Annotated in this window: 20 protein-coding genes; 18 read left to right on the top strand and 2 right to left on the bottom strand. The window is 65.6% G+C overall.

Going from position 1 to position 19,822, the window contains the following annotated elements; all coding sequences use genetic code 11:
- Positions 1-14 precede the first annotated feature (14 nt).
- From J0M27_RS03685 to J0M27_RS03620, 14 genes are all read left to right on the top strand, one after another.
- A complete protein-coding gene (locus J0M27_RS03685; RefSeq protein WP_294987573.1) occupies positions 15-413 on the top strand; it encodes a VanZ family protein in 399 nt (132 codons plus the stop codon).
- Between the two features lie 14 nt (positions 414-427).
- The gene (locus J0M27_RS03680) at positions 428-940 is read left to right on the top strand and encodes a GNAT family N-acetyltransferase (RefSeq protein ID WP_294987571.1); all 513 of its coding nucleotides are present in this window, start codon (positions 428-430) and stop codon (positions 938-940) included.
- 585 nt (positions 941-1,525) lie between these two features.
- Positions 1,526-1,927 carry a hypothetical protein gene (locus tag J0M27_RS03675; RefSeq protein ID WP_294987569.1) on the top strand — a complete coding sequence of 134 codons (402 nt, stop codon included), beginning with the start codon at positions 1,526-1,528 and terminating at the stop codon, positions 1,925-1,927.
- Positions 1,928-1,972: 45 nt separating this feature from the next.
- The gene (locus J0M27_RS03670; RefSeq protein WP_294987567.1) at positions 1,973-3,094 is read left to right on the top strand and encodes a calcium/sodium antiporter; all 1,122 of its coding nucleotides are present in this window, start codon (positions 1,973-1,975) and stop codon (positions 3,092-3,094) included.
- A gap of 30 nt (positions 3,095-3,124) precedes the next feature.
- Positions 3,125-3,577, top strand: a complete 453-nt coding sequence (locus J0M27_RS03665) for a Na+/H+ antiporter subunit E (RefSeq protein WP_294987565.1) — start codon at positions 3,125-3,127, stop codon at positions 3,575-3,577.
- Positions 3,574-3,846 carry a monovalent cation/H+ antiporter complex subunit F gene (locus tag J0M27_RS03660; protein WP_294987563.1) on the top strand — a complete coding sequence of 91 codons (273 nt, stop codon included), beginning with the start codon at positions 3,574-3,576 and terminating at the stop codon, positions 3,844-3,846. Before J0M27_RS03665 ends, J0M27_RS03660 begins: the two co-directional genes overlap by 4 nt.
- Positions 3,839-4,141: a monovalent cation/H(+) antiporter subunit G gene (gene mnhG / locus J0M27_RS03655; RefSeq protein ID WP_294987561.1), complete on the top strand. Its 303-nt coding sequence runs from the start codon at positions 3,839-3,841 to the stop codon at positions 4,139-4,141. Before J0M27_RS03660 ends, mnhG begins: the two co-directional genes overlap by 8 nt.
- Positions 4,138-4,383, top strand: a complete 246-nt coding sequence (locus J0M27_RS03650) for a DUF4040 domain-containing protein (RefSeq protein ID WP_294987559.1) — start codon at positions 4,138-4,140, stop codon at positions 4,381-4,383. Before mnhG ends, J0M27_RS03650 begins: the two co-directional genes overlap by 4 nt.
- A complete protein-coding gene (locus J0M27_RS03645; protein WP_294987557.1) occupies positions 4,380-5,042 on the top strand; it encodes a Na(+)/H(+) antiporter subunit B in 663 nt (220 codons plus the stop codon). Before J0M27_RS03650 ends, J0M27_RS03645 begins: the two co-directional genes overlap by 4 nt.
- On the top strand, positions 5,039-5,341 hold the full coding sequence (locus J0M27_RS03640) for an NADH-quinone oxidoreductase subunit K (protein ID WP_294987555.1): 303 nt from the start codon (positions 5,039-5,041) through the stop codon (positions 5,339-5,341). The genes J0M27_RS03645 and J0M27_RS03640 overlap by 4 nt, the downstream gene beginning before the upstream one ends.
- On the top strand, positions 5,334-6,770 hold the full coding sequence (locus tag J0M27_RS03635; protein WP_294987553.1) for a proton-conducting transporter membrane subunit: 1,437 nt from the start codon (positions 5,334-5,336) through the stop codon (positions 6,768-6,770). The genes J0M27_RS03640 and J0M27_RS03635 overlap by 8 nt, the downstream gene beginning before the upstream one ends.
- Positions 6,767-8,281 (top strand): proton-conducting transporter membrane subunit, encoded by a 1,515-nt coding sequence (locus J0M27_RS03630; RefSeq protein WP_294987551.1) that lies wholly within the window; start codon positions 6,767-6,769, stop codon positions 8,279-8,281. The genes J0M27_RS03635 and J0M27_RS03630 overlap by 4 nt, the downstream gene beginning before the upstream one ends.
- Before the next feature lie 228 nt (positions 8,282-8,509).
- Positions 8,510-9,460, top strand: a complete 951-nt coding sequence (locus tag J0M27_RS03625; RefSeq protein WP_294987549.1) for a diacylglycerol kinase family protein — start codon at positions 8,510-8,512, stop codon at positions 9,458-9,460.
- Positions 9,457-10,290 carry a metallophosphoesterase gene (locus J0M27_RS03620; protein WP_294987547.1) on the top strand — a complete coding sequence of 278 codons (834 nt, stop codon included), beginning with the start codon at positions 9,457-9,459 and terminating at the stop codon, positions 10,288-10,290. Before J0M27_RS03625 ends, J0M27_RS03620 begins: the two co-directional genes overlap by 4 nt.
- Before the next feature lie 64 nt (positions 10,291-10,354).
- On the opposite strand, the gene J0M27_RS03615 is transcribed toward J0M27_RS03620, so the two are convergent.
- Both J0M27_RS03615 and acnA read right to left on the bottom strand, forming a co-directional pair.
- Entirely contained in the window at positions 10,355-10,837 is a 483-nt protein-coding gene (locus J0M27_RS03615) for a DUF456 domain-containing protein (RefSeq protein ID WP_294987545.1), read from the bottom strand.
- 120 nt (positions 10,838-10,957) lie between these two features.
- Entirely contained in the window at positions 10,958-13,663 is a 2,706-nt protein-coding gene (acnA, locus tag J0M27_RS03610) for an aconitate hydratase AcnA (RefSeq protein ID WP_294987543.1), read from the bottom strand.
- Positions 13,664-14,055: 392 nt separating this feature from the next.
- Here acnA and mfd point away from each other — a divergent pair, with 392 nt between their 5' ends.
- The 4 genes from mfd to J0M27_RS03590 all read left to right on the top strand — a co-directional run bounded on the left by mfd (position 14,056) and on the right by J0M27_RS03590 (position 19,817).
- Positions 14,056-17,604 (top strand): transcription-repair coupling factor, encoded by a 3,549-nt coding sequence (gene mfd, locus J0M27_RS03605; protein ID WP_294987541.1) that lies wholly within the window; start codon positions 14,056-14,058, stop codon positions 17,602-17,604.
- A 502-nt stretch (positions 17,605-18,106) separates the two neighbouring features.
- Positions 18,107-18,337, top strand: coding sequence for a type II toxin-antitoxin system prevent-host-death family antitoxin (locus tag J0M27_RS03600; protein ID WP_294987539.1), 231 nt, complete (start codon positions 18,107-18,109; stop codon positions 18,335-18,337).
- Positions 18,334-18,720, top strand: a complete 387-nt coding sequence (locus J0M27_RS03595) for a type II toxin-antitoxin system VapC family toxin (RefSeq protein ID WP_294987537.1) — start codon at positions 18,334-18,336, stop codon at positions 18,718-18,720. Before J0M27_RS03600 ends, J0M27_RS03595 begins: the two co-directional genes overlap by 4 nt.
- Before the next feature lie 5 nt (positions 18,721-18,725).
- Positions 18,726-19,817: a 3-deoxy-7-phosphoheptulonate synthase gene (locus J0M27_RS03590; RefSeq protein ID WP_294987536.1), complete on the top strand. Its 1,092-nt coding sequence runs from the start codon at positions 18,726-18,728 to the stop codon at positions 19,815-19,817.
- Positions 19,818-19,822: the final 5 nt, after the last annotated feature.

The raw sequence follows: 19,822 nt of genomic DNA, 5'->3' as shown, positions 1-19,822 counted from the left end.
GGCCAGGCCGAGCCATGAGCGACCGCTTTCTGCGTTACGTTCCGGCGTTTCGCATCGCGTTCGCGGTGACGCTGGTCGTCGTCAGCTACCTCGCGGTGACACCTGCGGAGCACAAGCTGTCGCATCTGGTCAGCGACAAGCTCAACCACATGGCAGCCTTCCTGGTCCTGGCCGCGCTGCTCGATTTTTCCTTCCCGCGCGAGGAATTCACCCTCGCCAAGGCCGGCGCACTGCTCGGCTACGGACTGCTGATCGAAATCGTGCAGTACTTCCTGCCCTTCCGCCATTTCTCGATGCTCGACCTTGCCGTGGACGCCCTCGGCCTCGCCGCCTATGCGTTGTTGCGTCCGCTCTGCCATCGCCTGCCGATCCTGCGCGAGCGCTGGCAAGGCAGCGCCACTCGAAGCGCATGATGGGGATCAGGGAAATGCTGGCGACGGATGTGGATGCGGCGCTGGCGATCATCAACGCAGCCGCCCAGGCATATCGCGGCGTGATCCCAGTCGACAGGTGGCACGAACCCTACATGCCACGCGATGAACTCGAAGGTGAAATTGCGAATGGCGTCATGTTCCGGGTCGCGGAGGACGACGGCCGACTGGCCGGGGTGATGGGAATGCAGGACAAGGGAGCCGTCGCCCTGATACGCCATGCCTACATCGCGCTGGCCATACAGAGGAAAGGGGTGGGGACAATGCTCCTGCGCCAGGTGGCAAGCCTCGCGGAAAAGCCCCTGTTGGTCGGCACCTGGGCGGACGCGTCCTGGGCCATCGATTTCTATCGCCGGAACGGCTTTGCTCTGGTACCGAAAGAGGACAAGGATTCCCTGCTCCGCAAATACTGGTCGATTCCCGAGCGGCAAGTCGAAACCTCGGTCGTGCTGGGCGATGGGCGCTGGATGGAGGCCCGGCAGAGCAATGCCGCGAAAGGTGGGACGTGACGCCCCGCTATGTGCCGATCGATCGTTCGACCGGCAGGGATCGGCCATTATGCCATTCGAGATAGCCGTCTAGTTCCTGTGGCTAGCGTGACCTTTGCCTCGGCTGAAGGTCCGGTTCATGGCGAGCAACTGTCATCCGCACTGTGCCACCCCGGCCATTACTTGCCGATCGAGGTTGCGATCCAATGTCAATAGTGGAGGCGCATTCTGCCCCAGTTGAATGTCCGGTTCGCGACGATCAGATTGACATCTGAACTGCCTTGACTCTGTGATGGATCCGATCAGCGTAGATAACTCAATTTTCTCCTGAGTCCCGTGCGATGCGAGCACTGTAGACAAGCATGATTGGGAACACCCTCGCTAACAATACAGCTGCCGTGAATTTTTGTTTCGCGCATGCCGTTGGATTTCCATGCACCACCTCCCATATCGAAGAGTTCGGTGAAATTACGATGGCCCTACAGTTGATCCGGGCATCAAGCATGCAGTGGCGACCGGCGGCTTCAGGGAAGCAAAATTCCAGAGCCAAATACGGCCTGTACAATTTGATGATTGCCGACCGGCCATATCCACAGGAGGCGCTCCGTGAATTCAGAACGACTGACTAGCTTGGCCAGGCATTTCGGTACATGGCTCGAGCGCCTTCTGGCATCCGGGATCGTTGCCGGGATTATTGCCTATGGGATTGCGAGTACGACCGAACTGGTTCATATGGACTGGCATGACACAGCGACGTTCTATGAATTGATCTACCGAGTGTTGCTGATGGTGATCGGGATCGAACTTGTCCGAACACTGCTCACGCACAGTCTCGAGGCAATTCTCGAACTATTGGCGTTTGTGGTCGCGCGCAAGACGTTCAAGGCCGATGTCGATGCCCTCGATATTTTCTTATGCGCACTGGCTTTCGTCGCCCTGCTGGCGGCCCGGCACTATTTTTTGCGCCAGGGCCAGGGCGTTCTTTTTCGGACTGAACCACCCAAGTGAGCCACTGGCATCCTTTCTCCCACGGCGCATTGCTCACCGCTTTGATTGTCTTGGGGCAGATCCCATTCACTTCGAGGAGAAATTGAACTGACCGCACTGATCTTCGCCCTCGGTCTCGTCACGCTGGTCTTCGGCGCTCAGCTCCTGATTCGCGGCGCCTCGAAGCTCGCCTTGTCGTTTGGCATTTCACCGCTGGTACTGGGACTGACGATCGTCGCCTTCGGTACCAGCGCGCCGGAGCTCGCCGTCTCGGTGCGTTCGGCATGGGGTGGGCAGGTCGATATCGCGCTGGGTAACGTCGTCGGCAGCAACATCTTCAATGTGCTGTTCATTCTTGGCGTCTCGGCAGTCATCGCACCGCTGTTGGTGGCGCCCCAACTGATCCGCCAGGAAGTGCCGATCATGGTCGGCGCCTCGGTGCTGCTGTTTGCGCTGGCCCTGGATGGCGGCATCGGCCGGCTGGATGGGGCACTGTTGTTCGGTTTGCTTGTCACGTACACCGTTTTCCTGATCCGTCAGAGCCGCAAGGAGACGCAGAGCACGAAGGACGAATACGCGACTGAGTTTGCCGCGCCGCGAGGGGCGGCGTGGGATAGCCACTGGGGCATGCAGCTCTTGCTCGTCGCCGGCGGGCTTGGCATGCTCGTGCTCGGCGCACACTGGCTGGTCGATGCGGCGGTCAGTTTTGCCAGGGCCCTCGGCTTGAGCGAACTGGTGATCGGCCTGACCATCGTCGCCGCCGGCACATCGCTGCCCGAGGTGGCGACATCAGTGATTGCCACGTTGCGCGGCGAGCGCGACATCGCGGTCGGCAACGTCATCGGCAGCAACACCTTCAACATCCTCGGCGTGCTCGGGGTTTCGAGCCTGGTCGCCCCGGCGGCTTTGCCCGTGGCCCCGGCCATGCTCAGTTTCGACCTGCTGGCCATGATCGCCGTTGCCGTCGCCTGCTTGCCGATCTTTTTTTCCGGTTACGCGATCGAGCGCTGGGAAGGCGCGCTGTTCCTGTTCTACTACTTTGTGTATACAGCCTTCCTGCTCCTGGCGGCGCAACAGCACGATGCACTCACGACCTACGGAGCGGCCATGACGACGGTCGTGTTACCGCTGACCGCCATCACGCTGGCCGTGATCACCCTGCGCCAATGGCGAGTTCGCCACCGCTGACGGGATGGGGCGGTGATTCGGTCGACTTTCTTGCGCGGGCTGGCCTTCGGCCTCCTGTGGTGGATCCTCGCCGAAGGCCGCCTCGACGGCTGGCTGCTGGGCGGTGTTGCCGTCGCGGCGGCGACCTGGACGAGCCTCAAGCTTCAGCCGCCGGGCAAGCTGCCCATGCGCCTTGCCGGGCTGGTCCGTTTTCTGCGCTTCTTCCTCTGGAATTCGCTGCGCGGTGGCTTTCAGGTGGCCGCCATGGCACTGCGCGGGCGCGCGGCCTTGCGCCCCGGGATCATCGAACTGCGGGTTATGCTGCCGCCGGGTGAAGCGCGGATCCTGCTGGTCAACGCCCTGGGTCTGATGCCGGGCACGCTCGGCGTCGACCTGAATGACACAAGCCTGCGCCTGCATGTGCTGGACGATTCCCTGCCAGTCGTTGCCGAAACGCGGGCGCTCGAAACCTCGATCGCCGGATTGTTCGGGGAGGCGCCATGACCACGCTGGTGCTCGCCGTCGCGCTGTTCCTGCTCGCCAATCTGGCGGTCGCCCTGATTGCCGCGGCGCGCGGCCCGACAGCGGCCGACGGCATGCTGGTGGCGCTGCTGATCGGCACCACCGGCACGGGCATCCTCGTCCTTCTGGCGCCTGTGATGCATCTGCCTGCGCTGGTCGATGTCGCGCTGGTACTGGCGCTGCTCGCCGCCATCGGCGGTATCGCCTTCGCCAAGCGCGCCTGGCAGCGCACGGAGGGTGAGCATGATTGAGTGGCTGAGCATGGCCCTGCTACTGGTCGGCGCCTTCTTCTTTTTCGCCGGGACCGTGGGGCTGCTGCGCTTTCCGGATGTGTATAGCCGCCTGCACGCGCTGGCCAAGGCGGACAATCTGGGCCTGGGTTGCGTCTTGCTCGGACTCGCGCTCCAGGCCGAGAGCATCGCGGTGGCGCTCAAGCTGCTGCTGATCTGGCCCCTGGTAATGGCAGCGAGCGCCGGCATCAGCTTCGCCATCGCCCGCCGCGCAGACAGGCTCGGCATCACTCCCTGGCGCCAGGAACGGCCATGACGCTCGCGTTCGACCTTTTGCTCGCGCTGTCGCTGCTGTGGACTGCCTGGCGCACGCTGGCGACACCCCGGCTCGACCGCGCCCTCGTGCTGTTCATTGTTTTCGGGCTGCTGATGAGCCTGGCCTGGGCGCGGCTGGCGGCGCCCGACATCGGGCTGGCCGAGGCCGCGATCGGTGCGGGCCTCACCGGCGCCTTGCTGCTTGACGCCTACGGAGTATTGCGGCGGAGGGTAAGGCCATGAAGCGCAGAGTGCTTGTCGCCTTCGTGCTCACGCTTGCCCTGGCATTTGTCTTCCTGCTGGCCGGCGCGATGCTGGACCTCGGACCGACCACCATCGACCTGCGGGCACCGGTGGCAGCGCATCTGGCCCAGAGCGGCGTGACCCATCCGGTCACCGCCGTGCTGCTCAACTATCGCGGCTACGATACCCTGCTCGAAATCGCGGTGCTGCTGGTAGCGCTGCTGGCCCTCCTGGCGGTCGTCGGCGACGCACCTGTGCCGCCCTCCCGTGCGGCGCATCCGGTGCTCCAGACTCTGGCGCGGCTGGCTACCCCCTTGATGATCGTCGTTGCCGTCTATCTGCTCTGGGCCGGCGCATTCAGACCGGGGGGCGCCTTTCAGGCCGGCGCGGTGCTGGCTGCGGCCGCCGTGCTGTTGCATCTGGTCGGCCTGCAACCGGGATGGAGCAGGCCCCGGCTGGGGCTGCGCATCGGGCTCGCGGCCGGCTTCGTGCTGTTTCTGGCGGTGGCCACCGGGCTGCTGACGCAGGGCTCCTTGCTTCAGTATCCGCCCGCAGCGGCAGGCGTGCTGATCCTGCTGATCGAGAGCGGTCTCACCGTCTCGCTGGCGCTGATCCTCGCCAGCTTGTTCCTTTTCCTCTCGCGCGAGGAAGGGGCATGAGCACGGGTTTCGTATTCGCCTTGGCGGGCGCTGTCCTGTTCTCGCTGGGGGTGGCGGGCGTGGTATTGATCGGCCACCTGTTGCGGCGCATCCTCGCCTTCAATCTGATGGGCAGCGGCGCCTTCCTCGTCCTGGTGGGACTGGCCCAGCGCCAGGACGTGGCCGATCCGGTGCCACAGGCCATGGTGCTCACCGGCATCGTCGTTGCCGTTGCCGCGACGGCGCTGGCCCTGGCCCTGGTGCGCAAACTGCACGCGCTGACCGGGCAACTCGGATTGCCGGGCGATGTCGATGAGTGAGCCCCTGTTCGATCCCCTGGCCTGGCTGATCCTGCTGCCGCTGGCCTGGGCGACGCTGGCCTTCGTGCTCGGGCCGGGGCGCGGCGCGTGGCCGGCCATCGCCGGTCTGGCAACGCAATGTTGGCTGGCCCTCGACCTTGCTCAGAAAGTCGGCGCTGGCGGGACGGCGGCTCATGTTGTTGGCGGCTGGGGGGCGCCCCTGGGAATCGACCTCGCCGTCGATGGCCTCTCGGCCGCCATGCTGTTATTGACACAGGCCGTGGCCCTGCCACTGGCCATCTACGCGCGCAGTTACTTCAAGCCGGGGGATCCTGCCGGCACCTGGTTCTGGCCGCTGACGGGCTTCCTGATCGCCGGCTTGAACGCCTTGTTCGTTTCCGCCGATTTGTTCAACCTCTATGTCACCCTCGAACTGGTCGGACTCGCTGCCGTGGGCCTGGTCGCGGCGGGCGGCGGCGCGCAGCAGGTGGCCGCCGCCTTGCGCTATCTCTTCGCCACGCTCGTGGGATCGGGCGCCTACCTGCTCGGCGTCGCGCTGATCTACGGCGCCTACGGCACGGTGTCGATCGCTACCCTGTTGCCGCTGGTGACCGACGACGCGCCGCGTCTGGCGTGGATTGCCGGCGGACTGATGGTGGCCGGCCTGATGCTCAAGACGGCGCTGTTCCCCTTCCACTTCTGGTTGCCGCCGGCGCACGGTGGCGCGCCGGCACCTGTCTCGGCGCTGCTCTCGGCACTGGTGGTGAAGGCCTCGTTCTACCTGATCCTGCGGCTCTGGCTGGGGCCGCTGCAAGCCGTCTTGCCCGCCTTCGCCTGGCTGATGGCACTGCTCGGCGCCGCGGCAATCTTCTGGGGGTCCTGGCAGGCAATTCGCGCCGTGAAACTGAAACGCCTGATCGCCTATTCGACCGTGGCGCAACTCGGCTACCTGTTCCTGATCTTTCCCTTGCTGGCGGCCCCTGGCGCGATTCATGCCGGCGTGATGCAGGTATTTGCCCACGGCCTGGCCAAGGCCGGCATGTTCGCCGCTGCCGGCGTGCTGATCAAGGCCACCGGGCAGGATACGGTGGCCGGTCTGGCCGGCGCGGTGGAGCGCCTGCCGGTGACCATGTTCGCCTTCGGCCTTGCCGGCATGACGCTGATGGGGCTGCCGCCGTCCTCGGGCTTTCTCGCCAAATGGCAGATCATCGAGGCGGCGCTGGCACAGGGCCACTGGATCATCGCCGCAGTGGTGCTGGCCGGCGGCCTGCTGGCGGCCGTCTATGTCTTGCGCGTGCTGCGCCAGGCCTTCCTCATGGCGCCGGCGAGCGCGACGCTCGCGCCCGTACCGCGCACCTTGGAGTGGAGCGCGTTCGCGCTCGCGGCGGCCAGCGTGTTGCTCGGCCTGCGCGGCGTCGAATTGATGCAGTTGCCGGGAGCGGTGACATGACCAGCCACGAACTCTTGCCGCTGGCGGTACTGGCCTCCTCGTTGCTGCCCGGACTGATCATCTTCGCGCTGCCGGAAGCCTGGATCGGCGTCCGCACTTTCCTCAACCTCTTCGCTGCCATCGCCAAACTGGGCCTGGTCGCCCTGCTGCTGGCCGGCGTCGCGGCCGGCGAGGAGTACGGCGTGCGCTACGCGGTGCTGCCGGGTCTGGAACTGGCGCTCAAGGCCGACGCACTCGGCATGCTGTTCATCACGCTGTCGGCCATCCTGTGGCTGTTCACCACGCTCTATGCCATCGGCTACCTCGAAGGCGCGCCGCACCGCAGCCGTTTTTTCGGCTTCTTCAGCCTGTGCGTGACGGCGACGATGGGCATCGCCATGGCGGCCAACCTTTTTACCTTCTTCATCTTCTACGAATTGCTGACGCTGTCGACCTTCCCGCTGGTGGTGCATCGCGGCACCGACAAGGCCATGAAGGGCGGCACGATCTACCTCGCCTACACGCTGATCGGCGGCACGGCATTGCTGGCCGGCATCGTCTGGCTGCACCACCTGCTTGGTCATACCGAATTCGCCCATGCCGGCATCGCCGCCGCGCTCGGCCCGGAATACGCCGGCCAGCTGAAAATCATCTTCCTGCTGCTGATCGCCGGCGTCGGCGTCAAGGCCGCCATCGTGCCGCTGCACGGCTGGTTGCCGCAGGCGATGGTGGCCCCGGCGCCGGTGTCGGCGCTGCTGCACGCCGTCGCCGTGGTCAAGGCCGGCGCCTTTGGCATCGTGCGCATTGTCTACGAGGTGTATGGCGTCGAATTCGCGCAGTCGCTCGACCTGCTGTACCCGCTTGCCATATTTGCCGCGGTGACCATCCTCTGGGGCAGTTTCCGCGCGCTGTTCCAGGACGATCTGAAGAAGCGGCTGGCCTATTCCACGGTGAGCCAGGTGTCGTATATCGTGCTCGGCGTCGCGCTGTTCGGCCCCATCGGCACCATCGGCGGCCTTGTCCATCTGGTGCATCAGGGCATCATGAAAATCACCCTGTTCTTCTGCGCCGGGAATTTCGCCGAAACCCTCGGCATCCACAAGGTCAGTGAAATGGATGGTGCCGGGCGGCGCATGCCGCTCACCACGCTGGCATTCTCCATCGGCGCGCTGGGGATGATGGGGGCGCCGCTCACGGCCGGCGCGGTCAGCAAGGCGTGGCTCATGGATGGCGCCACGGCAGCCCGGATGGACTGGGCGATCTGGGTGTTGTGGACCTCCAGCCTGCTCAACGCCGCCTACTTCCTGCCCATACTCTGGCGCGCATGGTTGCGTCCCGTGCCGGCCGCGTGGCCGGAAGAACACATCGCCCGCCGCGGCTGGCGGGAAACGGCCTTGCTGCTGCTACTGCCCCCGTTATTCACCGCCGCCGCGACGCTGACCGCGGGCATGCTCGCCGACAGCGAAGCGACACCTCTGGCCTGGGCCCGGCTGATTGCGGAACGGGAGTACATCGGACAAGGAAGGCCATGAAGCTCCGGAAGGCCTTCCGGTCTTTCTCACCGTGTCGGGCATGAGGGCCGCCGCGGCCCAGGCGACCCCGTGATGTACGACGTCAAGCACGGCGGCCGCAACCGCATCCTCCTGCGCGAGCATTGAATGGAGCAAACCGGGCAAGAAGAATCCGGGGAAGGCCGGCCCGGGCGCAAAAAGTCGGCGCTGGCGGTCCCTTGTCTCGACCCCGGGGCGGCCCTCCTGTTCGTGATCAACGCTTCTGCCGGAGCGCAGGTCATCGACGCCAAGCGTGGGGTGATCGAAGCGGCCCTGGCAGCGCGCGGGCGCAAGGGCGAACTGCTGGTTTGCGGGCCCGGTGATCTGCCGCAGGTGGCCGCCGAGGCCGCAGCAGCCGCGGTGGCGCGCGCTACGGCGGTGATCGCCGTCGGCGGCGACGGCAGCCTGAACACGGTGGCCCAGGCCGCGCATGGCGCCGGTTGCGCCATGGGCGTCATCCCCTACGGCACGTTCAACTACTTTGCCAGGACGCACGGCATCCCCACCGATCCGGCGGCTGCGGCACGGCTGCTGCTGGATGCGCACCCGCTGCCGGTGCAGGTGGCGGCCATCAACGACCGGGTTTTCCTGGTCAACGCCAGCCTGGGCATCTATCCGGAACTCCTGCAGGACCGCGAGGCCTACAAAGCCCGCTTCGGCCGCAGCCGCTGGGTAGCGTTCGTGGCGGCCTGTGCGACCCTGCTGCGCGCGCAGCGCCGGCTGCGTCTGCACATCGAGATGGGTGACACGGTTCGCGACGTGCAGACTTTGACGCTCTTCGTCGGCAACAACCGGCTGCAACTGCAGCAGTTCGGCGCCGAGCCGGAAGATACCCTGGCCGGCACTCCCGGCGACGGCAGCATGGCGGCGCTGATGCTGCGTCCCATCGGCACGCTGTCGATGATCTGGCTGATGCTGCATGGCGCGATGGGAAGGCTGGGAGAAGCCGCCGGCGTCGAGAGCTTCGAGTTCCACCGCATGCTGGTGAAGCCCACGCTGGCACCGGGCCGCAAGAAGGTCGTGGTGGCGTTCGACGGCGAGGTGACACGCATGCGCTCGCCCATCGACATTCGCGTGCTCGACCAACCCTTGTACCTGCTCCAGCCCAGTGGCGCAGCGGGTACAGCGGACACGGCAGACGCGCCGCGGACTGCCGCATGAGCGTGCTGCTGCAGATCTCCGACACCCACTTCGGCACCGAACAGGCGCAGGTGGTCGAGGCCCTGCTCACCCTGGCAGCCGAGCAGCGGCCAAAGCTGGTGGTGCTGTCGGGTGATATCACCCAGCGCGCGCAGCCGGCGCAGTTTCGCGCGGCAAAGGCCTTCGTCGAGCGGCTGGGTGCGCCGGTTCTGGCCATCCCCGGCAACCATGACATTCCATTGTTCGACCTTTGGGCGCGGCTGACCCGACCCTACGCGCGCTACACCAGGGTGTTCGGGGCCGATCTGGAGCCCGTGCACTCCTCGCCGGATCTGCTGCTCATCGGCGTCAACACGACGCGCGCGTGGCGTCACAAGAACGGAGAGGTGTCTGCGGCACAGATCGATCGTGTCGCCCAGCGGCTGAGCGCAGCCAGCCCGCGGCAGCTGCGCGTGGTGGCGGTGCACCAACCCGTGGCCGTGACCGCGGCTGGCGACCGGCCCGATCTCTTGCGCGGTCACCCTGCCGCCCTGCGGGCCTGGTCGGCCGCCGGGGCCGACCTCGTGTTGGGTGGGCACATCCATCTGCCTTACACGCTGGCGCAACAAGGTCTGGCGCGGCGACTGTGGGTGGTCCAGGCCGGCACCGCCGTTTCGTCGCGCACACGCCCCGGGGTGCCCAACTCGGTGCACATCCTGCGCTGGGGCGATGCGTCCGGCGCACGCGGTGACGAGGCGCTGACCGGGGCCGAAGCACCGGCGATCTGCCTTATCGAACAGTGGGACTTTGCGCGCCAGGATCGAAGTTTCGTCCGCACCGCAGTGACATCGGTGCAGCCGGAGCGCGGTTGATCGCTATGGAATTCCGATGGAGTTCAGGGCGATGTGCGGGCCGTCGCCGCTCGGTTTCGCCGTCTCAGATCAGCAAGGACGCCAGGAAAATACCCACCATGATGAAAGACAACACCACTTTGGCGATGAGCCCCACCATGATCCCGACCCAGGTCGCCACGCCGACTTTGACGGCGCGTGCCTGGTCCTTCTGCGCCAGGTACTCGCCGGCGGCGGCACCGACCAGCGGCATGAAGAGCACCCCGACCAGTCCCATGAACAGCCCGACCACCGTGCCTGCCGCTGCGCCCAGCAGGGCCAGTTTGCTGGCCCCGGCCTTTTTTGCTCCCATGAGCCCGGCGACATAGTCCAAACCCCAGGCCAGCACCGCCAGCACGGTGGCCACCGCCAGGGTGGTCACCCCGACGCGCGTGAAGTCGTCGATCCATGCCCCCAGCACGATGCCGCCCCAGACCAGCAGGGTGCCCGGCAGCACGGGCAGCACGGAGCCCGCCAGGCCTGCCAGGATCAGGGCGGCGCACAAGATCCACAAAAAGATAATCGCCAAAAAAGAGTCCTCCGGATCAAGAATGAACGCACGGCAGCGCTCGCATGGATATGCCCGCAGGGGAGAGAGCGCTCCTTGGGACGGACAAGTACCTTTTTCCTGAAAATTCAGTGAGCGATTTCAGTCGGCTTTTGCCTGAAGTATTTGACGCAGCACATAGGGAAGTATCCCGCCGTGGCGGAAATAGTCGACCTCCACCGGCGTGTCGATGCGCAAGCGAAGCACCTGGTGCTCGATCCGGCCATCGGCCCGTCGGATGACCAGGCTCGCGTCCTGGCCAGCCGCGAGGTTCGCCAGATCGACGTCGAGGTCGAAGGTCTCGCTGCCGTCGATGCCCAGCGTCGTCGCAGTCACGCCGGCCGGAAACTGCAGTGGCAAGACGCCCATGCCGACCAGATTGGCGCGGTGGATGCGTTCGAAACTGCTCGCGACGACGGCGCGCACGCCCAGCAATGCGGTGCCTTTTGCCGCCCAGTCACGCGACGACCCGGTGCCGTACTCCTCGCCGCCGAAGACAATCAGCGACACGCCGGTCGCCCGGTAAAGCTCGGCGGCATCGAAGATCGCCATGCGTTCTCCGGAAGGCTGGAACAGGGTCCAGCCACCTTCCTCACGTCCGCCGTCGGGTTTCGGCGGCAACATCAGGTTCCTCAACCGGACGTTGGCGAAGGTGCCCCGCAGCATGACTTCGTGATGGCCGCGCCGGGCGCCGTAGGAATTGAAGTCGGCCTTGGCGACGCCGTGTGCCTTCAGCCATCGACCGGCGGGGGTCGCTTCGGCGATGTTGCCGGCCGGCGAAATGTGGTCGGTCGTCACGGAGTCGCCGAGGACCGCCAGCGCCCGTGCATTGCGAATCGCGCCCGGCAAGCGCTGGGCCGGTGCGAAGGCATCGAGGAATGGCGGTCGCGCAATGTAGGTCGATTCCGGCCAGCCATACACGGCACCCTGCGCCCGTGGCGCGATCTGCGCCCAGAGTGGATTGGCCTGCGCGAAGCTGCCATAGAGCCGGCGGTACGCCTGCGGATCGGCCGCCATCTTCAGCGCGGCGTCGATCTCGTCGACACTCGGCCACAGATCGCCGAGCCAGACCGCCTGCCCCTGCGAATCGACCCCAAGCGGCTCGGTCATCAGATCCCTGCAGACCGTCCCGGCCAGCGCATAGGCGACGACCAGCGGCGGCGAAGCCAGGAAATTGGCGCGCAGGTTGGGGTGGATGCGGGCCTCGAAGTTGCGGTTGCCGGACAGGACGGAGGCACAAACCAATTGTTCCCTGTCGATCACCGCATTGATTTCCGGCGCGAGGTCGCCGGCGTTGCCGATGCAGGTGGTGCAGCCGTAGCCCGCGACATGGAAGCCGAGCGCCTGCAGCGCCGGCAGAAGGCCGGTGCGCTCGAGGTAGTCGGTGACCACCCGCGAGCCGGGCGCCAGCGAGGTCTTGACATGCGCTTTGACGCGCAGCCCGCGCGCGACTGCCTTCTTGGCCAACAGGCCGGCGGCGAGCATGACGCTCGGATTGCTGGTGTTGGTGCATGAGGTGATGGCGGCGATCAGCACGTCGCCGGAACCGATGTCGGCGCCCGAGGGCAGGGGCACGCGCCTGGCCAGTGCCGCCGCCGGCCGGCCAAAGCCGCCGGCATCGACGGGTGCCGAAAAAAGCCGCATGAATTCATCGCGTACTTGGCCGATCTCGATCCTGTCCTGCGGTCGCTTCGGCCCGGCCAGCGAGGGTGCGACCGACGCCAGGTCGAGGGCCAGCACCTGCGAATAGTCGATCTCGCCGGCCGCCGGCGCGCCGAACAGCTCCTGCGCCCGGTAATAGGCTTCGAAAAGTCGTACCTCCTCTGCGCTGCGGCCGGTAACTTCGAGGTAGGCGACGGTCTTCTCATCGACCGGAAAGTAGCCCATGGTCGCCCCGTACTCGGGCGCCATGTTGGCGATCGTCGCCCGGTCGGGCACCGACAGGCTCGCCGTACCCTCGCCAAAGAACTCGACGAACTTGCCGACGACGCGCGCCTTGCGCAGCAGTTCGGTCAGGGTCAGGACGAGGTCGGTCGACGTAACGCCGGGGCGCAGCCGTCCGCGCAATTCGACCCCGACCACGTCGGGTGTCAGGAAATACACGGGCTGGCCGAGCATCGCCGCCTCCGCTTCGATGCCGCCGACGCCCCAGCCGACGACGCCGATGCCATTGATCATCGTCGTATGGCTGTCGGTGCCGACCAGCGTATCGGGAAACACCACACCGTCGCGGACGACCACGCCACGCGCCAGATATTCGAGATTGACCTGATGCACGATGCCGGTGCCGGGTGGCACGACGCGGAAGGTCTCGAAGGCCGACATGCCCCACTTCATGAACTCGTAGCGTTCGCGATTTCGCCGAAATTCGAGCTTCATGTTGAGGTCCAGCGAGTTGGCGCTGCCGTAGTGATCGACGGTGATCGAGTGATCAACGACCAGATCGACCGGCACCCGCGGTTCGATGCGCGCCGGATCGTGGCCCTGGGCCGCCGCCGCATCGCGCATCGCCGCGAGATCGGCAAGCAGCGGAACGCCGGTAAAGTCCTGCAGCACGACGCGGGCGACGACAAAGGGAATTTCGTTCAGGCGTTCGGTGTCGGGGCGCCATTCGGCAAGTTGCCGGACGTGATCGTCAGTCACCAGATGGCCGTGGCGGTGGCGCAGCACCGATTCGAGCACGATGCGCAGGGCGCGGGGCAGGCGGCGCACGTTGGGAAAACGGCGGCTCAGGACTGGCAACGATTCGATGAGGCACCGGCAGGGCACGCCGGCGAGCGTAACCCGGCAGTCTGGCAGGTCGTTCATGGAATTCTCCTGGAGTACAAAGATTGGTGCTCGGCGGGCTACCGGTTGGATTGGCCACAGCGCGATGCGTTCCCTAGCAAGGATACCAGTCACTCAGAAGTGCCGATCTGGTATTCAGTGAGCATCTCTCTTGTCGTCGGCAGCGTGATCTAACCAACGACTGCTTCGTGGAATTCCATTGCGTAAAGGCTGGGTTTGGCTGGACGACCGCTTTGGAGAAAGCTGAAGGGCCGTCATGGGCACGATGCAGACTTCCAGCACGGCGCGACCTTGCAGTAGTGCGGCTTTCACCCGGAATCGCGACCCATCGCCAACCCCGAAAGTCGGCGCTGGCGGCACGGCACTGCGTATAATTCGCGGCCTCCCGCGCCCCCTGCGGCACCCTGCATTCGATGAAGTCCCTGCTGTCGCTCCCTGCCTCGCCCAAACCCGGCCAGCGTCTCGACCTGCCATCCCTCGCGCCTTCCGCCGACGCCCTCGCGCTGGCGCAGCTGGCGCGGCCGGGACGCCTGCTGGCGGTGGTCAGCGCCAGCCCGCTGGAGGCGCAAAGGCTTGCCGAGGAGATCGCCTGGTTCGATCCCGCGCTGCGCGTGCATCTGTTGCCGGACTGGGAAACCCTGCCCTACGACAGCTTTTCGCCGCACCAGGACCTGATCTCGGAACGGTTGGCGACGCTCCATGCCGTGTCCGGCAATGAATGCGAGGTGCTGATCGCCGCCGCGTCGACCGCCGTCACGCGCCTGGCGCCGGCGGCTTTCCTTGCCGGCCACACCTTCTTCATGAAGAAGGGCGAGCGGCTGAACCTCGACAAGCTGCGCACGCAACTGACGTTGGGCGGCTACCAGCATGTGACGCAGGTGATCGCCGCCGGCGAATACAGCGTGCGCGGCGGCCTGGTCGACCTGTTCCCGATGGGCACCCAACTGCCTTACCGCATCGAGCTGTTCGACGACGAGGTGGAAACCATCCGCAGCTTCGACGTGGATAGCCAGCGCACCCTCTACCCGGTGCCGGAAATCCGCCTGCTGCCGGCGCGCGAGTTCCCCGCCGGCGAGGCCGGCCGCAACCTGTTCCGCCAGCGCTTCCGCGAAGCCTTCGAGGGCGACGCCTCGCGTGTCGGGCTTTACAAGGACGTGTCCAACGGCATCCTGCCGGCGGGCATCGAATACTACCTGCCGCTGTTCTTCGAAACCACGGCGACCCTGTTCGACTACCTGCCCGCGGACAGCACGCTGTTGCTGCACGGCGACGTCGCCGGCGCCATCGCCGAGTTCTGGACCGACCTGCAAGGCCGCTACAAGATGCTCGGCGGCGACCGCTCGCGCCCGGTGCTGCCGCCGGGCGAACTGTTCCTGCGCGACGAGGAATTCTTCGTCGCCGCCAAGGCGTTGCCGCAGTTGCACCTATTGACGCAGCGTGGTGAAGCATCGATTCCCGTTCGCCCTGAGCCTAGCGAAGGGCTTCGACCGTTCGACGGGCTCACGGCTCAGCCCGAACGGGACGAACACAACCGAGGCAACTCGGCCCTGCCTTCCCTCGCCGTGAACCGCAAGGCCGACGACCCGCTCGCCGCCCTGCGCGCCTTCCTCGCCGGCCATGCCGGCCGCGTGCTGCTGATGGCCGAATCGGCGGGACGGCGCCAGACGCTGGCCGACTACCTTGCCGAATATGGGCTGGCGCCCGAACCCTGCATCGATTTCGCCGGCTTCCTTGGCAGCGAGTCGCGCTTCATGCTCGGCGTGGGCCCGCTTTCCGGCGGCTTTTTGCTCGACGCCCCGAAGGAAGCCCCCTTGGGGGACGGCATCGCCGTCGTCACGGAAAACGAGCTCTATGCCGCCACCGCCCGCCCCAGGAGTGGAATGGGGCGCCGCACCGACGCGCGCCGCGCCAATCTCGAAGGCTGGCTGCGCGACCTGTCCGAGCTGAAGGTGGGCGATCCGGTGGTGCACGAAGCCCACGGCATCGGCCGCTACCTGGGCCTGGTGCACATGGATTTCGGCGAGGGCGACACCGAGTTCCTCCACCTCGAATACGCCAATGGCGCCAAGCTCTACGTGCCGGTCTCGCAACTGCAGGTCATCTCGCGCTACAGCGGCGCCGACCCGGAATCCATCCAGTTGCACACGCTGGGCTCGGGCCAGTGGGAAAAGGCCCGGAAGAAGGCCGCCCTGCAGGTGCATGACACCGCCGCCGAGCTCTTGCACCTGTATGCCCAGCGCGCCGCGCGCGAGGGCCACAAGTTCGAATTCAAGCAGCACGACCTGGAGGCCTTCGCCGACGGCTTCGGCTTCGAGGAAACGCCCGACCAGCAGACCGCGATCAATGCCGTGATCGAGGACATGAGGTCCGGCAAGCCCATGGATCGCCTGGTCTGCGGCGATGTCGGTTTCGGCAAGACCGAGGTCGCCATGCGCGCCGCCTTCGTCGCCGTGGCCGACGGCAAGCAGGTCGCGATCCTCTGCCCGACCACGCTGCTGGCCGAACAGCATTACCAGAACTTCAGTGACCGCTTCGCGCAGGTGGGCCATTCGTGGCCGGTCAGGATCGCCGAAATCTCGCGCTTCAAATCGGCGAAGGAACAGGACGAAGCGGTGGCGTTGCTGGCCGAGGGCAAGATCGACATCCTGATCGGCACCCATCGCCTGCTGCAGAAGGACGTCAAGTTCGAACGCCTCGGCCTCATCATCATCGACGAGGAACACCGCTTCGGCGTGCGCCAGAAGGAGGCACTGAAGGCGCTGCGCGCCTCGGTCGACGTACTGACCCTGACCGCGACGCCGATCCCGCGCACGCTGGGCCTGTCGCTCGAAGGCCTGCGCGATTTCTCGGTGATCGCCACGCCGCCGCAGAAGCGACTCGCGATAAGGACTTTCGTCAGCAAATGGTCCAACGGCCAGGTGCGCGAAGCCTGCCTGCGCGAATTCAAGCGCGGCGGCCAGGTCTATTTCCTGCACAACGAAGTCGACACCATAGCCAACATGAAGGAGCGCCTCGAAGCCCTGCTGCCCGAGGCGCGTATCGTTGTCGGCCACGGCCAGCTGCCCGAGCGCGAGCTGGAACGCGTGATGCGCGAATTCACCCAGCAGAAACACAACCTGCTGCTGTGCTCGACTATCATCGAGACCGGCATCGACAACCCGCATGCCAACACCATCGTCATCAACCGCGCCGACAAGTTCGGCCTGGCCCAGCTGCACCAGCTGCGCGGCCGCGTCGGCCGCAGCCACCACCAGGCCTACGCCTACCTGCTGACCCACGAGGACGCCAAGCCGACGGCGCAGGCCAAGCGGCGGCTGGAAGCCATCCAGGCCATGGAGGAGCTCGGCTCCGGTTTCTTCCTCGCCATGCACGACCTGGAAATCCGCGGCGCCGGCGAGGTGCTCGGCGAATCGCAAAGCGGCGAGATCCACGAAGTCGGCTTCGCCATGTACACCAACATGCTCAACGCCGCGGTGCGCGCACTGAAGGCCGGCGAGAAGGTGCCCGACCTGACGCAACCGCTGGCCATCACCTCGGAAATCAACCTGCGCGTACCGGCGTTGCTGACCAGCGACTACTGCCCCGACGTGCATGAGCGCCTGACGCTCTACAAGCGCCTCGCCAACTGCGACGGCGAGGACGACCTGCGCGCCATGCAGGAGGAACTGATCGACCGCTACGGCGAGATGCCGCCGCAGACCCTGGCCCTGATGGAAACACATCGCCTGCGCCTGTACGGACGCGCGCTGGGCCTGGCCAAACTGGATGCGGGCCCGCAGGCGATACAAGTGCAGTTCGTAAAGAACCCTCCGCTCGACCCGGCCAACATCATTCTGCTGATCCAGTCGGACCGCAGCTTCAAACTCGCCGGCCCGGACAAGCTCACCTGGCAGAAGCCGACCGCCGCGCTCAACGAGCGGGTCGCGGCGGTGAAGGAACTCTTCCGCCGCCTCAAGCGCTGATCCGCCGAACTATGTCTACGGCGAAGCCGGAGGCAGTGTCCTTTGCGGATGGCGCTGGTGTGACGACGATTGATGAACTCAGGAGAAGCGGCTCCGGGATGGTGACGTGGACGACGGGCAGGCTCTCGGCCGAAGCCGACATTGTTGCTAACGGATGAGAATTTCCGCTTCGTGCCCTTTGCCGTCATTCCCGCGAACGCGGGAATCCAGCGGCGTTCGAGCAAGGATGCTGGACTCCGGGTTCCGCTTCGCGGCCCCGGAATGACGGTTCCTGGCCGAGTGCCGCCGCCGACGGGGATGCAATGGACGGACCGCTTCGGCCGAACAGCCGCCGTCCCGCCAGCGACGACTTTCGGTATCGGACTGCATGACCGCGCCAACAAAAAGATCAGGCAACCTCATTCACGTCGAACCGCGCTCCAGCCCTCCGCAATTTCTCAAGCCCAAACCTTGACCTCTAGCTGTTGGTCATTTAAAATGACCAACATACAAGGAGTTTGCCATGCAGCAGTTCAACATTGCCGAAGCCAAGGCCCATCTCTCGGAGCTGGTGCAAAAAGCCATGATGGGCGAGGAAATCGTCATCGCCCGCGACAACAAGCCGCTGGCGATGCTGGTGCCGATCAAGCGCGCACAACAGAAGCGTAAGCCCGGCTCTGGCAAGGGGCAGATCCTGTTCATGGCGGAAAACTTCGATGCGATCCCGGAGGGGTTCGAGGACTACACCGGGTGATTGCTCTGCTCGACACGAATGCCTTCCTGCGCTGGGTGGAAGGCGACGACAAGTTGTCGACGCGGGCCAAATCCTGCATCGCCAATCCGGACAATGAAATTCTGGTCAGCGTCGTCGTCGCCTGGGAACTGGCGATCAAGTCCGGCCAGGGCGGCATCAAGCTGGCGTTGCCGGTCGGCCGCTATGTGGCGAGCCATATCGAGGCCAACGGCTTTCGCCTGCTCGGTATCGAAATCGACGACGTGGCCGCCATCGAAACCCTCCCTCTTCATCATCGCGACCCCTTCGACCGGCTGCTGGTCGCGCAGGCGAAGAACCGCAAGCTGCCCGTAGTCAGTTCCGACCGGGCATTTTCCGATTACGGCATCAAACGTATCTGGTAGCCGACATGCAACAAACCGAAAACCTCAACATCGAAGCCTTCGACCTCCTGCCCACGCCGGAGGAAGTCCATGCCCGCCTGCCTCTGTCCGATGCCGCCGCCGAGTCGGTGCTGGCGGGACGGCGCGCCCTGCAAGGCATCCTCGACGGCAGCGACCCTCGCGTCTTCGTCGTGGTCGGCCCCTGTTCGATCCACGACCCGGTCGCCGGCATCGATTACGCGCGGCGTCTGAAGAAACTCGCCGACGAAGTGGCCGGCACCCTGCAGCTGGTGATGCGGGTGTATTTCGAAAAGCCGCGTACCGCCACCGGCTGGAAGGGTTACATCAACGATCCGCGCATGGACGATTCCTTCCACATCGAGGAAGGACTGCACAAGGCGCGCGAATTCCTGCTGGCGGTGAATGAGCTCGGGCTGCCGGCCGGCACCGAGGCGCTCGACCCGATCGCGCCGCAGTACCTGGGTGACCTGATCGCGTGGACCGCGATCGGCGCGCGCACCTCCGAGTCGCAAACCCATCGCGAAATGTCCTCGGGACTTTCAACGCCGGTCGGCTTCAAGAACGGCACCGACGGCTCGCTCGACGCCGCGGTGAATGCGATCATTTCGGCCGGCAGCCCGCACAGCTTCCTCGGCATCAACATGCAGGGCCGTTCCTGCGTGGTACGCACCGCCGGCAACCGCTACGGCCACCTGGTGCTGCGCGGCGGCGGCGGCCGGCCCAACTACGACACGGTCAGCGTCGCGCTGGCCGAAGATGCACTGGCCAAGGCGAACTTGCCGCACAACATCGTGGTCGATTGCTCGCATGCCAACAGCTACAAGAAGCCGGACCTGCAACCGCTGGTGATGCATGACTGCATCAACCAGATCCGCGACCAGCGCAGGAGCGGACATCGCTCCATCGTCGGCCTGATGATCGAGAGCTTCATCGAAGCCGGCAACCAGCCGATTCCCGACGACCCGGCCTTGCATGGGCAACTGAAATACGGCTGTTCGGTCACCGACGCCTGCGTCGACTGGGCGACCACCGAGACCATGATTCGCGAGGCCGACGCGGCCCTACGCAGCGTCATTCCCCAACCCGCCAATTCCTGAGCCAC

This window comes from Sulfuritalea sp., assembly GCF_017302275.1.
In the GTDB taxonomy this organism is placed as follows: Bacteria; Pseudomonadota; Gammaproteobacteria; order Burkholderiales; family Rhodocyclaceae; genus Sulfuritalea.
The sequence above is the reverse complement of the archived record's forward strand: the minus strand, read 5'-3'. Positions and strand labels throughout refer to the sequence as shown.

What these genes read in the sequence shown, in the direction of transcription:
- J0M27_RS03620 (WP_294987547.1), top strand. Translation starts at nt 9,457, where the DNA reads ATGAGCGTGCTGCTGCAGATCTCCGACACCCACTTCGGCACCGAACAG.
- mfd (WP_294987541.1), top strand. Translation starts at nt 14,056, where the DNA reads ATGAAGTCCCTGCTGTCGCTCCCTGCCTCGCCCAAACCCGGCCAGCGT.
- J0M27_RS03645 (WP_294987557.1), top strand. Translation starts at nt 4,380, where the DNA reads ATGAAGCGCAGAGTGCTTGTCGCCTTCGTGCTCACGCTTGCCCTGGCA.
- J0M27_RS03640 (WP_294987555.1), top strand. Translation starts at nt 5,039, where the DNA reads ATGAGCACGGGTTTCGTATTCGCCTTGGCGGGCGCTGTCCTGTTCTCG.
- J0M27_RS03650 (WP_294987559.1), top strand. Translation starts at nt 4,138, where the DNA reads ATGACGCTCGCGTTCGACCTTTTGCTCGCGCTGTCGCTGCTGTGGACT.
- J0M27_RS03635 (WP_294987553.1), top strand. Translation starts at nt 5,334, where the DNA reads ATGAGTGAGCCCCTGTTCGATCCCCTGGCCTGGCTGATCCTGCTGCCG.
- J0M27_RS03590 (WP_294987536.1), top strand. Translation starts at nt 18,726, where the DNA reads ATGCAACAAACCGAAAACCTCAACATCGAAGCCTTCGACCTCCTGCCC.
- J0M27_RS03600 (WP_294987539.1), top strand. Translation starts at nt 18,107, where the DNA reads ATGCAGCAGTTCAACATTGCCGAAGCCAAGGCCCATCTCTCGGAGCTG.
- mnhG (WP_294987561.1), top strand. Translation starts at nt 3,839, where the DNA reads ATGATTGAGTGGCTGAGCATGGCCCTGCTACTGGTCGGCGCCTTCTTC.
- J0M27_RS03685 (WP_294987573.1), top strand. Translation starts at nt 15, where the DNA reads ATGAGCGACCGCTTTCTGCGTTACGTTCCGGCGTTTCGCATCGCGTTC.
- acnA (WP_294987543.1), bottom strand. Translation starts at nt 13,663, where the DNA reads ATGAACGACCTGCCAGACTGCCGGGTTACGCTCGCCGGCGTGCCCTGC.
- J0M27_RS03660 (WP_294987563.1), top strand. Translation starts at nt 3,574, where the DNA reads ATGACCACGCTGGTGCTCGCCGTCGCGCTGTTCCTGCTCGCCAATCTG.
- J0M27_RS03630 (WP_294987551.1), top strand. Translation starts at nt 6,767, where the DNA reads ATGACCAGCCACGAACTCTTGCCGCTGGCGGTACTGGCCTCCTCGTTG.
- J0M27_RS03680 (WP_294987571.1), top strand. Translation starts at nt 428, where the DNA reads ATGCTGGCGACGGATGTGGATGCGGCGCTGGCGATCATCAACGCAGCC.